Source organism: Enterococcus sp. AZ126 (assembly GCF_051714545.1).
In the GTDB taxonomy this organism is placed as follows: domain Bacteria; phylum Bacillota; class Bacilli; order Lactobacillales; family Enterococcaceae; genus Enterococcus_L.
Genome location: NZ_JBIOSB010000001.1, coordinates 2,396,843 through 2,409,971 on the forward strand (window position 1 = coordinate 2,396,843; position 13,129 = coordinate 2,409,971).

General features: G+C 33.1%; 14 protein-coding genes. 13 read left to right on the forward strand and 1 reads right to left on the reverse strand.

Annotated elements, in window-relative coordinates; genetic code table 11:
• The first annotated feature begins 5 nt into the window (after nucleotides 1-5).
• The 5 genes from IGI43_RS11350 to IGI43_RS11370 all read left to right on the forward strand — a co-directional run bounded on the left by IGI43_RS11350 (nucleotide 6) and on the right by IGI43_RS11370 (nucleotide 3,251).
• Nucleotides 6-464, forward strand: a complete 459-nt coding sequence (locus IGI43_RS11350) for a YrhA family protein (protein ID WP_438757900.1) — start codon at nucleotides 6-8, stop codon at nucleotides 462-464.
• 347 nt (nucleotides 465-811) lie between these two features.
• Complete coding sequence (locus IGI43_RS11355) at nucleotides 812-1,249, forward strand: HNH endonuclease signature motif containing protein (protein WP_438757901.1); 438 nt, start codon at nucleotides 812-814, stop codon at nucleotides 1,247-1,249.
• Nucleotides 1,250-1,266: 17 nt separating this feature from the next.
• Entirely contained in the window at nucleotides 1,267-1,695 is a 429-nt protein-coding gene (locus IGI43_RS11360; RefSeq protein WP_438757902.1) for an SMI1/KNR4 family protein, read from the forward strand.
• Nucleotides 1,696-2,163: 468 nt separating this feature from the next.
• Nucleotides 2,164-2,763 carry an immunity protein Imm33 domain-containing protein gene (locus IGI43_RS11365; RefSeq protein ID WP_438757903.1) on the forward strand — a complete coding sequence of 200 codons (600 nt, stop codon included), beginning with the start codon at nucleotides 2,164-2,166 and terminating at the stop codon, nucleotides 2,761-2,763.
• Nucleotides 2,764-2,819: 56 nt separating this feature from the next.
• Complete coding sequence (locus tag IGI43_RS11370; RefSeq protein WP_069654200.1) at nucleotides 2,820-3,251, forward strand: SMI1/KNR4 family protein; 432 nt, start codon at nucleotides 2,820-2,822, stop codon at nucleotides 3,249-3,251.
• 272 nt (nucleotides 3,252-3,523) lie between these two features.
• Here IGI43_RS11370 and IGI43_RS11375 read toward each other — a convergent pair whose 3' ends face one another.
• A complete protein-coding gene (locus tag IGI43_RS11375) occupies nucleotides 3,524-3,733 on the reverse strand; it encodes a helix-turn-helix domain-containing protein (RefSeq protein ID WP_438757904.1) in 210 nt (69 codons plus the stop codon).
• A 105-nt stretch (nucleotides 3,734-3,838) separates the two neighbouring features.
• Between IGI43_RS11375 and IGI43_RS11380 the strand changes: the two genes are divergently transcribed.
• The 8 genes from IGI43_RS11380 (at nucleotide 3,839) to IGI43_RS11415 (ending at nucleotide 13,009) form a co-directional block, all read left to right on the forward strand.
• Complete coding sequence (locus IGI43_RS11380; protein ID WP_438757905.1) at nucleotides 3,839-4,075, forward strand: hypothetical protein; 237 nt, start codon at nucleotides 3,839-3,841, stop codon at nucleotides 4,073-4,075.
• A 619-nt stretch (nucleotides 4,076-4,694) separates the two neighbouring features.
• Complete coding sequence (locus IGI43_RS11385) at nucleotides 4,695-6,785, forward strand: BglG family transcription antiterminator (protein WP_438757906.1); 2,091 nt, start codon at nucleotides 4,695-4,697, stop codon at nucleotides 6,783-6,785.
• Entirely contained in the window at nucleotides 6,757-7,257 is a 501-nt protein-coding gene (locus tag IGI43_RS11390; protein WP_438757907.1) for a PTS sugar transporter subunit IIA, read from the forward strand. The genes IGI43_RS11385 and IGI43_RS11390 overlap by 29 nt, the downstream gene beginning before the upstream one ends.
• Nucleotides 7,254-7,550, forward strand: coding sequence for a PTS sugar transporter subunit IIB (locus tag IGI43_RS11395; protein WP_438757908.1), 297 nt, complete (start codon nucleotides 7,254-7,256; stop codon nucleotides 7,548-7,550). Before IGI43_RS11390 ends, IGI43_RS11395 begins: the two co-directional genes overlap by 4 nt.
• Before the next feature lie 102 nt (nucleotides 7,551-7,652).
• The gene (locus IGI43_RS11400) at nucleotides 7,653-8,921 is read left to right on the forward strand and encodes a PTS galactitol transporter subunit IIC (protein WP_438757909.1); all 1,269 of its coding nucleotides are present in this window, start codon (nucleotides 7,653-7,655) and stop codon (nucleotides 8,919-8,921) included.
• Nucleotides 8,922-8,968: 47 nt separating this feature from the next.
• The gene (locus IGI43_RS11405; RefSeq protein ID WP_438757910.1) at nucleotides 8,969-10,057 is read left to right on the forward strand and encodes a zinc-binding dehydrogenase; all 1,089 of its coding nucleotides are present in this window, start codon (nucleotides 8,969-8,971) and stop codon (nucleotides 10,055-10,057) included.
• 2 nt (nucleotides 10,058-10,059) lie between these two features.
• Nucleotides 10,060-10,506, forward strand: a complete 447-nt coding sequence (rpiB, locus tag IGI43_RS11410) for a ribose 5-phosphate isomerase B (protein ID WP_438757911.1) — start codon at nucleotides 10,060-10,062, stop codon at nucleotides 10,504-10,506.
• 346 nt (nucleotides 10,507-10,852) lie between these two features.
• Entirely contained in the window at nucleotides 10,853-13,009 is a 2,157-nt protein-coding gene (locus tag IGI43_RS11415; RefSeq protein WP_438757912.1) for an InlB B-repeat-containing protein, read from the forward strand.
• Nucleotides 13,010-13,129: the final 120 nt, after the last annotated feature.

The window sequence follows — 13,129 nt, forward strand, 5'->3', positions numbered from 1 at the left end:
AATAAATGTGGAAAGAAAATTTAAACCGTGTAAAAAAAGTAGAAGAATCCTATGATGATAAAGTTAATAGAGGTGCTACAGATTATGAAATAGCTAATTTTATAAAAAAAGGTAGGGAAGATCTTAATATAGAATTTCCTGCAGAATATATAGAAATACTAAAAGAAATAAATGGTCTAGATTTCAATGGTTTTGTGCTATATGGTGTTGACGAAGAGCAATTAGAAAACAGAGAGAATATTGAGCAAAGGATTTATGGAGCTATAGAGTATAATGAGATATGGTACGACGTAGAAGAGAATAAAGCATATATATTTTTAGGAGAATCCAATATTAGTTGGTATGTATATGAAACAAAAACAAAGCTATATTGGGAACTTGACAACCCTTCTGGAAGTGAAATGTATAGCTTTAAAACATTTTCAGAATTATTTGATAAAATGTTAAGTGATTCATTACTATAGAAGCTTCTTTCCTAGGTTAAATAGGGGAGCTAAAATAGTTGAAATATGATTATTTAATATCTAAACCAGAGAGTAGTTCTTATCCAGTAAGATCAGATGAAATTGAGAGTCTAGACAAAGATTTAGTGTTGCATTATCCTAAATAACTTAAATATTTTTTTAATTGTTGGTTAAGGATTCATAAAGGATCTGAGTATAATATTAACCGTATAAAAAGAAAAAAGCGCAGAATGCAAGCTCTGCGTTTTTTGTAATTATTATGGTTCGTGGGATGGATGATAGTAATAATGTAATTAGATTTACTACATTAAGCTAACTTTAGTAAGGGGAGTGGCGCTGTTGATGATGTGGCTAAGAGCGCAAGTAAACTTGATGGAAAATTACTAAGAGATTACGTTAGGGACGTCGAGGCACGAACTGGTAGAAAGTTTGATAAATCTCAAATAGAAAATTTAAAAGAAGCACTGAGAAATAATGAATATGAACGTATGATACCAAAAGAAGTGGCGAAACATCGGGCAGAGTTCAATAGAAAGAAAAATTCTATGATTAGTGACTGGGAGAAACAAACTGGTCAACAATGGCCTACTTATACCGAAGAGGTAATAGGAAAGAATGGTGATGCAGTAAGGAAAATTGGAGATAGGTATGATGCGCATCACATAATAGAGAACTCTTTCGGTGGAAACAACGAGTGGTGGAATATTCACCCAGCTAAATTTCCAAATGAACACCAAGCAGGTATCCATAAAGCAGGATCCCCAGCAAGGGAGTTATTTAAGTAATAAGGAGGCACCAAAGAATGTTCAAAGATATCAAGGAAAACAGCAAAAATATTTTTTATGCTGTAAAAATGGAAGATATAATTGAAGTAGAAAAAGCGCTTGGAATCATTTTTCCCAAAGAACTTAAAAATTTTTATTTAGAAGTGGGCTATGGATTTATCCACAGTAATATTGGTAATGTAAACAGAATTATGCATCCATTCTCAGTTAGAGATTTTAGACTAAGACAAAACGATTTTGAATATTATCCTGATATCGAAATATATGATGAATTTGAAAATGAAAAATTAATATTTTTTGAGGGCAATGAGGCTTCTATGCTATCTATTGGACTTGCTCCAGAAGAAAACGACATTTTTTATTATGATGAAAAAGTAGCTAATAGTTTTTCGGATTTTTTGATGAAGATTAATGAAGATGATACTTTTTATTATGATGCTCTTTAATCTAAAACTTAAGAAGAAACTCGAAAAATATTTTCACTATCTAATTATATTTTATGTAATAGCTATTAAAGAGTAAAAATAGAAGTAATAGTATATAAAAACTAGTGATTCGTTCAAAGATTGCTAGTTTTTGTATATTTAAACTACCAAGTGAATCCGTGTATAACAATCTATGGTGTGATCTCTTGTAAGATATTGCTTTTTGAGTTTTCGAAAACAGCAAGGGAACAAAAATACGAAAAATGATTTTGAGTGGTATTACATAATTTTAATGAAAGTCTTATAAATAGAAAATTCTAAATCTGAAAGAAAGTTCTACAATATTAAGAAAAAGGCTACCATACCTCCTAGTGGAACTATCAAAATGTAGAATCTAAGGTAAGTGATTCTTTGCTGATGAGAGAATGTTAGAATTAGAAAAATGTCTGGGAATTTTTGAAAATTTTCATCAGAAGTAGGTTGAAATAAATGAAAGAATTTAAGCAAAAAATAGGAAGTAAAGAATTTATAGCTACTGTAGAAAAAGAGTTAGAGCCTCAATTGTTAAGCCTGTTCTACATTCTAAAAAATATGAATGAGGAAAAGTTAATAAATGGATTTTCATTCCAAATTGGCTGGTCAATTTATTTTTTAGAAGAAATAAATAAAGACTCATTCGTTATACTAACAAATGATACTAGCAAAAATCCTTTTGAAGATAAGACTAAAGATTTAACCTTGGCACTATGGGTACAGTTAGAACAAGGTCATTTTTTGAGAAAACTAAACTTAGAAGGCAAATCAATTAGTTTTAGCGATAAAATCATACTTCAAAAAAATATTTTAACTTTCGATACAATGTATATGCAAAGATCTAGTGATGTGGAACTAGGTGATTCAGGTTGGTATATAGGTAGTATAGAAGAGGATAATTCAGAAGAAGATCTATATGCCTTATATGCTTATCAACTTTTAAAACAAAAACCTGAGATAATTCAAGTTCTGGCTCTCCCAGATGAATATATGGTAATTTATGAAAATAATGAAATAAAAACTGTATTGAATGAAAATGATGAACCAGTTCTATAAAAAATATATGAGCAAAAGCTATACTTATTTACGATAAAATAAGGGAATAACGACTTATGATTAAATGTAGCGAAGATAATAGTGGGAATATTTTTTACAATATAAAAATGGAAGACATAATTGAAGTAGAAACGGCATTAGAATTAGAAATTCCTAAAGAACTAAAGGAATTCTTTTTGAGTGTAGGTTATGGTTTTATAAAAGGCTCTGAATATAATATCAACCGTATAATGGATCCTTATTCTATAAGAGATTTTAAATTAAAACAAAATGATTATGAATTTTTTCCAGATATTGAAGTTTATGATGATTTAGAAAATGAATTGGTATTTTTCGAAGCGAATGAAACCGCGATGATTTCAATAAAAATATCTAATAATGAGAGAAATGAAATTTATTATGATGAATTTAAGATAGCCGACTCGCTAGAAGAATTTTTAAAAAAGATTTCGGAAGATGATGAATATTATCTGAAGTTAATAGATTAATCAGTCTCAATAAGTCTAGTAAAATGGTATCAGCAAAAAATGCTGATACCATTTTTTGTGCATAATTGTAGGATAATCAAATTTTCGATAAGAGAACTGTTTAAATAATAAAAGACTTATTGAAATACATCAGAACAAGTTCAATGTATTTTATAGATTCTAAATAATCTAATGGTCAAAAACTAAGCCAGAGAGCAGTATTAAAAAGTAAAATTCTTACTATAAAAACAGTGTAAGTTCCCAAATGATGGTGTTTACACAGCATTTCCTACTCATTTCAACCGAATTATTTCGGAGATATCATCAATATCCAAAGCATCTGCTATCCTCTCAATATGAGGTAAATAAATTTTCTCTCTTTTATTATTAGCCAATTTATTAACAATTGAAGGCTCGATATCTGATAAACGAGCAAGTTCTCTTAAAGAGATTCCTCTATCATCAACTAGTTGTTTCAAACGAATTTCTATTTTTCTTTCCACAGAATTCTCTCCCTTTTTAGTGTTGTTTATAGGAACATCATATAATATAATGAAAAAAGAAGTGGTGTTTGTATAAGCATCGATTCTGAAAAAAGTAGGAGAATTATGGAAAAGCAAAGTTTAAAGACAACAAATAATCAACCTATTAAAATGGTAAGTTATCAGGAGGTATATTCTCTGCATGATCTGTTGGAACAACTAAATTCATGGGAGCGTACTTTAAAACTACTAAATGAATTTTTTAGCGATCAAAAACGTCCTTTTAATAAAAAGAAAATAGCGAATGAATACTATGCTTGTTCTCAGATATTAGCCATTTTTCACAAAGATTTTCACAGATGACTGAAGTGCAGATACGCACATATATAAGACTTGGAATGCTTACTAGAACTGGACTATCACATCGTTTGATAGATTACGACTGATGTGCGAAAAAAATTATTAAAGAAGAGATAGCTCTGTTTAAACGATTACTCAGATCTATTTAGATGACCAACTTGAGTTGGATTTAAATAAGCTACCTGAAACCGTCAGTGTGGAACAATCATTGATTGCTATAGTAGAGCCAGTAATAGAATAACTGACCTAAAAATTTCTTTCAGTAATAGAAGGCCTGTTTTGATTGGCTTTCTTTGATATCGACTACCATTTAAGGCACTCTCCAATTTTTGGAAGGTGTCTTTTTTGATCATTTAAAAGTTGAAATAGTTCTTTTTTTATACTCAGATATGATTTTTTAATGAGTAAGACGTTTATAGACATCTCTTTTTATAGGATCATTGTTTTTCTATTTAGACGTTTATTGATTGTTATTTAATACTTGGAAATCGCTATCCGAGCTCTTTTTCGTTAAAATGTAGTTCGGTACTATGATGCAGAATCAGAAAAAAAAAATTGGGAATCAATCCTCATAGAAATGTAAGCGGTTTTCGTGTAAATTTATATCAAGGAGTAGATGTATATGAATCTGGATGAGCGAAGCAATCAACTATTTATGTCAATCCTTCACAATCCTAAAGAAACAAGCAAACAGTTAATGGAAAAATTCAATCTTAGTAGAGGGCAATTAAATTATGATAGTCAAAAAATCAATGATTGGCTAAAAGAGCAACAGCTGGAAAAAATTGAGCGAACCAAAAGCGGTTATTTTATTGTTCCTAATGAAGTAAGAAAGAAATATCAAACCAAGAAAACGACTATTACCAAACAAGATTTTTATCTGTTTTCTATGTTGGAACGAATGTATCTACTTGAGCTAATGCTATTAAGTAAAGAAGAGTTCATTTCGTTGAATCATTTAATAGATGCTTTGCAGTTCAGTAAAAATACGGTGCTACGTTCCTTAAAAGAAGTAGAGCAAAATCTTACCCCGTATCATCTAAAACTAAACTATTCAAGGGCGCGTGGTTACTACATTGATGGAAAGGAATGGGATAAGCGACAGTTACTAAGAGATGCCTTAAATCTTTTAGCTGGAAGTACAAATAGTAGTGATCGAATCGGTGAATTTGCTCAATTAGATGGGGCAGATATTAAATGTTACAAGGAAAAATTTGAAACAATTGAAAAAGAATTAAATGTTCGTTTTACAGATGAGCAAATGACGATTCTACCATATTACTTCCCTTTGATTCTAAGAAGGATCGCAAAAGGAAAAACAATCAAATATAATTTTGAAATTGATTTTGAAGTACTAGTTGATACACAAGAATACAAGGCAACGAAAGAAATTACTGGAAACATTTACATTAGCGAAGAGGAAAAAATCTATCTGACGCTCCAATTACTAGCAACAAATGTCTCAAGTTCAGATACCTTAACTAAAGGTGAACTGACGAGAATGGAACTTGCTCTGAATGAAGTACTTACATTATTTGAAAAAGGTTCAGCGATTAAAATTGAACACAGAGCCAAATTGCTAAATCAGTTAATGCAACATATGAAACCTGCGTATTACAGAATAAAATACCAAATGAACTTAAAAAATCTTTTCTATGAAGCTAATAAAGAACAGATGACGTCACTTTTTTATTTAGTAAAAGAATCTCTTCATCCTTTAAACGTATTTTTCAATAAACCAATTCCTGATGTCGAAGTATTCTTTATTTCTTTATTTATTGGAAGCCATATTTTAGATACAAGTGATTCAACAAAAATAAATAAACAGTTAAAGGCAGCGATTGTCTGTCCAAATGGGATTTCTGTTTCTATTCTTTTGGAAAAAACATTGCGAAAATTATTTCCTGAACTTAATTTTTTGCCCGTGATGTCAATTCGAGAATTTTATCTTCAAAATCCAGAGGTAAATTATGTTTTTTCAGCTACGCCGATCCAAACAGATAAACAGTTATTTGTAGTTAATAGCTTTTTAACTGAAATAGAAAAACGACAATTGCGTCAACGAGTGTTCCAAAAAATTGAAAATGCAGAAAAAACCGTTTTAACTCCAGAAAAAATCATTAAGATTATAAAGAAACATGGGGCCATAAAAGATGAACAAAGCCTCTACCATGAGTTGCTGGAGATGATCGATAATGAATGGTCAGATGAAAAAGATCTTCCATTGACATTGACCGACTTGTTAAAAAAAGAGTACGTTCAGGTATTTACAGAAGACCTCAGTTGGGCGCAAACAATTGAAGCATTGGGCAAACCATTAGTGGAGAAAAAAATCATTACCCCACACTATATTTCTAAAATTATCACGGACTATCCTACCATTCCAGCACATATTGTATTAAGAGAGACCATTGCATTGCCTCATACTGAAGCGGAATATGGAGCATTAGGCGTAGGAATGAGCTTAGGTATTATACAAAAAGGACTTCCGTTCAACGAAAAAAAAATCTATCTTGTTGTTCTTATAGCCTCAAATGATAAGAAAAAACACATTGAGGCAGTGTTACAATTAATGGATTTAGCGGGGAAAGAACAGATCATTGCTAAGCTAGAAAGAGCATCGTCAAAAAAAGAGATTGTTCAAGTAATCAACGAATTTATGCTGATTTACGGGAGGGAAAAAAATGAAAGTAAGGCAATTAGAGCTCAATGACTTAGTACAAGAGTCATTGTTATTTTTGCAAAAGGATTATCAATCAAAGGAAGAACTGTTCGAAGATGTTTATCAAAGCACATTTAAGCAAGGGTTAGTTCGAGAAGACTTTTTACAAAGAGTACAAGCACGTGAAGAAGAATACCCGACAGGAATTCAGCTAGAAACAATAGGTGCTGCTATTCCTCATACTGACTCGGAATGTGTGCTACATGAATTTGTTGCAATAATAACGAATAAAAAACCTATCGAGTTCCAACGAATGGATGATAAAAACCAAACTACTCAAGCGAAGATTATCTTTCTTTTAGGACTCAACCAACCGCATACGCAATTGAGTATGCTGCAAACATTGATGGGATTGATGCAGAATCAAACGCATTTAGATAGGCTACTAAATAGTACAGAAAAGAAAGAAGTCATTGACTATATTGCTGAATTAAACAACAAAGAAGAGGAGAAAAAATCATGAAAAAATTAAATGTATTAGTTGCCTGTGGGGCAGGAATCGCAACGTCAACTGTAGTTATGAAGAAAATTGAGGATCTATTTAAAGAAAACAATATTTTAGCGAATTTTTATCAAATAAAAATCTCAGAAGCATCTTCCAAGCAAGACAATGCTGATTTATTGATCTCAACGACGGTTTTACCGACAAATTATTCAATTCCAGCTGTGATGGCGATGCCGTTTCTAACAGGAATCGGTGAAGAAAAATTAAAAGAAAAAATTGTTTCACTGGTACGTGATATTCAAAATGGTTGATCAACTTACGTTATAAGAGCTCATAATGTAAGCAAATAAAAATAAAATGCGCGCATAAAAAGAAATAGCTTCACATCAAAAATAGGCTAGGAGGATTCTTTTATGAATGTATTAATGGATGTAGTTCAAAGTATTTTGGATATGGGACCTAGTGTAATGTTGCCGATTATTATTTTTATTATTGGTCTGATTTTTCAAGTGAAACCTGGAAAAGCAATGGTTTCAGGTTTGACTGTAGGTATTGGGATGATCGGGATCAATTTAGTGATCAATCTCTTAACGTCAAGCGTAGGACCAGCTGCTCAGGCAATGGTGGAACGATTTGGTTTAAATTTGACGATTATTGATGCTGGATGGCCGGCGGTTGCTGCTGGAACATGGGCACAACCACTGTCAGCAGTCATGATACCAATTATTTTACTGGTGAATGTCTTAATGTTGATCGCAAATAAAACGAAAACCTTAAATATCGATATTTGGAATTATTGGCATATGATTGCGGCAACATCTACAGCGTATGTTGTCACAAAAAATTGGTGGTTCAGTATTTTATGTGGAATTGCTTATGAGATAATCGTTCTAATTATTGCAGATAAGACTGCACCAGCAGTTCAAAAATATTATAGCTTAGAAGGTGTCAGTTTTTCAACAGGATCGACTGCGGGCTATGCTGTAATTGGTATCCCAGTAGGCTGGTTAGTAGATAAAATACCGGGTATCAAGGATTTAGACGTTAATCCAGAAACGATTCAAAAACGATTTGGTGTGTTTGGAGAACCAATGATCATGGGGATTGTTATTGGAGCCACTTTAGCCGCACTAGGTGGATATGATATTCCTGGTATTTTACAAATGGGTATGACGATGGGTGGCGTGATGTTTTTAATGCCTCGAATGGTAAAAATATTGATGGAAGGGCTAATTCCAATACAAGAGAGTGCACAAAAAATGTTACAAAAACGATATGGTGATCGTGAAATTTATTTAGGTATGGATGCAGCATTATCAACAGGTTCACCTGCAACCTTAGCAACGGGATTATTAATGGTTCCGATCACACTCTTTTTAGCAATTATTTTACCAGGAAATAGAGTATTACCTTTTGGAGATTTAGCAACAATACCATTTTTTGTTGGAATGATCGTACCTAGTAGAAAAGGAAATATTGTCCATTCAGTGATTTCATGTACCGTTGTAATGGTTTTTGCGCTGTGGATGGCTACAAATTTTGCACCTGTTATTACTCAAATGGTTGAAGGAATCGTAGAATTTCCAGAAGGTGCTGCAAAAATCACAAACTTAGATACTGGTGGAAATATTTTAAACTGGGCAGTCTTAAAACTGTCAGAATTATACAATGCAGTATTTTAAACGATTGCTATAAAAGTGAATGGTAGAAGATTACTGGAGGGATTCATATGATGGAAACAAAAGTTAAAACGATGATGACTGTTACAAAAGTAGCAGATGGCTATGATCGAATGGAGCTAAAGGAAATTTCAATCCCTGAAGCGACAGGCGATAAGGTGCTGATAAAAGTAGCTTATACAGGAATTTGCGGATCGGATATTCATACATTTAAGGGAGAGTATAAAAATCCAACGACCCCAGTTGTTTTAGGGCATGAATTTTCTGGCCAAGTCGTAGCAGTAGGAGAAAATGTAACATCTGTGTCAGTTGGTGATCGAGTAACGAGTGAAACAACATTTTCTGTTTGTGGTGAATGTGAGTATTGTGAAGAAAAACAATATAATTTATGTCCGAAACGTAAAGGACTAGGTACACAGCAAAATGGGAGCATGGCTGATTATGTACTCGCAAGAGAAGAAAGCGTTCATACTTTACCGGATCATTTAAGTTATGAAGGCGCATCATTGACCGAGCCACTAGCATGTTGTGTTCACGCTATGTATCAGAAAAGTCAGCTGGTTCTTCAAGATAAAATTATTATCATTGGACCTGGACCTATTGGATTATTGCTCTTGCAAATTGCTAAAGAGATTGGCTCGTTTGTGATCATGACAGGAATAACGAAAGACAAACATCGCCTGGATTTAGCCAAAAAAATGGGGGCTGACATCATTATTGATACTCAACAAAATGATTTGTCTACTATTATAAATGAAGCGACTGAAGGATATGGTGTGGATAAAATTTATGATGCGTCGGGTTCTATTCAAGCAGTAAATGCTAGCTTACCTTTAATGAAAAAAGGTGGGACGTTTGTTCAAGTAGGGCTGTTCAAACAAAAGATGAATGCCTTAGATATTGAATCGACAATTCAGAGAGAGATCAAATACGTCGGGAGTCGTTCACAAAATCCGTTTGATTGGCCGATCGCTATCCATTTACTTGCCAAAGGTGCAATCAATATTGATGAAATGGTTACGAAAATTTATCCATTATCTGAGTGGAGAAAAGCGTTTATTGATGTTATGGATGGTAATGAAATCAAAGTGTTACTTGAGTCTAATAATGGCGAATTAAATGAAAGAAAAAAGGTGTAAGAATGAAAGTGGCTATTGCGAATGATCATGGTGGTTTCCATTTAAAAGATAGGATCATCAGCCATCTACATGAAAATAGCATAGATATTTATGACCTAGGAACCCATAATGCCTTTGAATCAGCAGATTATCCAGATTATGCTGAAAAAGTAGGTTTATCTGTCATAAAAAAAGAGGTAGACTTAGGTATTTTATGCTGTGGAACAGGAATTGGCATGAGTATTGCGGCCAATAAGATACCAGGAATTCGAGCAGCAGTCGTTGGGGATGTTTTTTCCGCTCAGAGAACAAGAGCGCACAATGATACAAATATTCTTTGCTTAGGAGAAAGAGTTATTGGGGAAGATTTGGCATTGATGATTCTTGATGTATGGTTGAATACATCTTTTGAAGAAGGACGGCATCAAAGAAGAGTGGACAAAATTTCGAAAATTGAGCGTGCGTATTAAGTGATAAATTGAAAGAATAAGAAGAGAGTATGAGACAAGAATTAGAGAAAAATCTGATTCTTGTCTCACTTTTTTTGAATGTACTGTACATAAAAATTACTCAAAATTATTTAACTGTAAGAACACACTATTTGTCAAAATTTCAAATTCTTTTAAACTATTTAGAGAAATTCTGGCAGATATCTATTCTTATATCTAGTTTAAGTACAGGCACTATTAGTATTTAAAAGTGAGTTATCAAGTAAAATTATATGCACATTTCATCAGGTAAGCGTTCGCATTCTCAATGGTATTATTGTACAATATTATCGAAACGTTTCGATAAAAAATGAAAAGGAGCTTTTAAGTGAAAAATAGACTAAAATTTATAATTTTACTTTCATTACTTGTACTACCGTTATTCTTTACTATCAATACATTCGCTCAAAATAATGAAAAAAATCAAAATACGGAAGTACAAGCTATGAAAGATGAACGATTAAGTATGTTATATAGAAACAGTTATGATGTTTTTAAAGACTTAAGAAATGATCTAGGTGTTTATAGAGATAGTATATTGCTGGAACCTGGTGAAAATTATCACCCTTCATCAGTTGCTGCAACAGGTGTGGGTTTGATGTCATTAACGATTGCCGATAAAAAGAATTGGGAAGAACGTGCATTGGAAAAAACTAGACAAACTGTAGCAACGATGACAGATCAAACAGCAGGTTTTCATGCTGATAGAACAGCAAATGGTTTTTACAGGCATTTCATCAATATGGAAACAGGTACACAAGAATGGAATTCTGAATATAGCACGATTGATACAGCAATATTTTTAGTGGGTGCGATGTTTGCTGAAAAATATTTTAATGATGAAGCGTTAAGTGAGGCGGTTGCTAAACTCTATCATTCTATTGATTTTGAAGCGGCAATTGCGGATGTTGAGACTGGTGGCATTTATCTTACAATGAATGAAGATGGAACTGGTGGTTTGAATTCAATAACATTACCCTATAATGAATACATCATTGTAGCATGGTTGGCTTATAATCAAAATAGAGCTGTTCCAGAAAGTAAAGCAGTCAAATTCTGGCAAAATCATTACGCAACACCAGACAAACTTCTAAATAAAACATTTGCTGATATAAGCCTTTTAACGGATCATTCAGAACATTATTTGTCATCATTTACATTGCTGTTTCCTTATTATATGGTGAATATGTTTTCTAAATCAAACGAGTATAATGTCTACATTGAAAATGGCTATAAAGCAGATAAGCTTTGGAGTGAAGAGACAAAAAAAACGGCTTCTTATGAATGGGGAAATGGTCCTGGAGCTTCTCCAGAAGGATATGGGTATCATGCGGATGCAATAAACAACAACCAATCAATAACCATTTCGCCTCATATTATTGCAGGTTTTTTACCTGTGAATCGTAGTGGCACTCAAGACTTATTCGATCTATACACAAATAAAAAAGGAATTTATCGTTTACAATCTGATAATTCTAAAGAAATCCTTTGGAGGTATAGCGTTGAAGATCCCACATGGAGAGCGAATTCAATACAAGGTATTGACTATTCGACGTTCTTATTTGGGCTAGCAACATTAGATGACAGTATTGGTCTTTCTTTTTTTCAAGATAATAATAATTTTTTTACAACTATAGATTTTGATTTAAATGGTGGAACCAGTGAGACACCGATGCCCCAACATTTAGCTGTGGGTGATATCCTGCAAGAACCATCGCCTAAACCAACGCGGCCCGGCTATACTTTTTCTGGATGGAGTACAGATGCAGATGGATTAGAAGATGTGTGGGATTTTTCTACTGGTATAACACCTGATAATGATTTAACGCTATATGCACAATGGCGAATGGATATGCGTACTGTTACGTTTGATCTAAATGGCGGAACAAGCGTCCTACCCCCAGTGCAAAGTGTAGCAATTGGAGCGCACATAAACGCCCCAACGCTTGAACCGACTCGTTCTGGCTATACTTTTTCTGGATGGAGTACGAATGTAGATGGGTCAGCAAAAGTATGGGATTTTTCTACAGATGTAATGCCAGATAATGATTTAACGCTGTATGCACAATGGCGAATAAATACGCATACTGTTACCTTTGATTTAAATGGCGGAACAAGTGTGGAACCAACAGCACAAAATGTAGCAGTTGGATCGTATATAGAAAAACCAAAGTCAGAACCTACCCGCTCTGGTTATAGCTTTGCTGGATGGTACGATGCACATGATGATTTATGGGATTTTAAAAAAATGACTATGCCGGACGATGATCTATTATTATATGCACGTTGGAAAACGATTGATTCTGGCTCAATAGATTCAGAGCATAAAGATACTTCAAAAAAAGAAGATCCTCCTTCGACGAGATCAACTTCACTACCAAAGACTGGAGAAAAATTAAATTTTTTAAGTATATTGGGATTCTTGCTGTTCGGTTATCTAGCTATTGCATCTTATAAAAAATATCTAAAATTTAACTGGGATTAAAGAATACCTTTTTACTCGATGTCTCTTAAGTATGCCCAAACTCACATGATTTTAATGGATCAATACCGATCACCTTAAAAATATTTTAAAGCAATTGAACTGTCTCTCAAAGTTAGTTTT

Bases quoted from the DNA above. Each gene is read 5' to 3' on its own strand.
- IGI43_RS11350 (WP_438757900.1), top strand. From the start codon at position 6: ATGTGGAAAGAAAATTTAAACCGTGTAAAAAAAGTAGAAGAATCCTAT.
- IGI43_RS11360 (WP_438757902.1), top strand. From the start codon at position 1,267: ATGTTCAAAGATATCAAGGAAAACAGCAAAAATATTTTTTATGCTGTA.
- IGI43_RS11365 (WP_438757903.1), top strand. From the start codon at position 2,164: ATGAAAGAATTTAAGCAAAAAATAGGAAGTAAAGAATTTATAGCTACT.
- IGI43_RS11370 (WP_069654200.1), top strand. From the start codon at position 2,820: ATGATTAAATGTAGCGAAGATAATAGTGGGAATATTTTTTACAATATA.
- IGI43_RS11380 (WP_438757905.1), top strand. From the start codon at position 3,839: ATGGAAAAGCAAAGTTTAAAGACAACAAATAATCAACCTATTAAAATG.
- IGI43_RS11385 (WP_438757906.1), top strand. From the start codon at position 4,695: ATGAATCTGGATGAGCGAAGCAATCAACTATTTATGTCAATCCTTCAC.
- IGI43_RS11390 (WP_438757907.1), top strand. From the start codon at position 6,757: ATGAAAGTAAGGCAATTAGAGCTCAATGACTTAGTACAAGAGTCATTG.
- IGI43_RS11395 (WP_438757908.1), top strand. From the start codon at position 7,254: ATGAAAAAATTAAATGTATTAGTTGCCTGTGGGGCAGGAATCGCAACG.
- IGI43_RS11400 (WP_438757909.1), top strand. From the start codon at position 7,653: ATGAATGTATTAATGGATGTAGTTCAAAGTATTTTGGATATGGGACCT.
- IGI43_RS11405 (WP_438757910.1), top strand. From the start codon at position 8,969: ATGATGGAAACAAAAGTTAAAACGATGATGACTGTTACAAAAGTAGCA.
- rpiB (WP_438757911.1), top strand. From the start codon at position 10,060: ATGAAAGTGGCTATTGCGAATGATCATGGTGGTTTCCATTTAAAAGAT.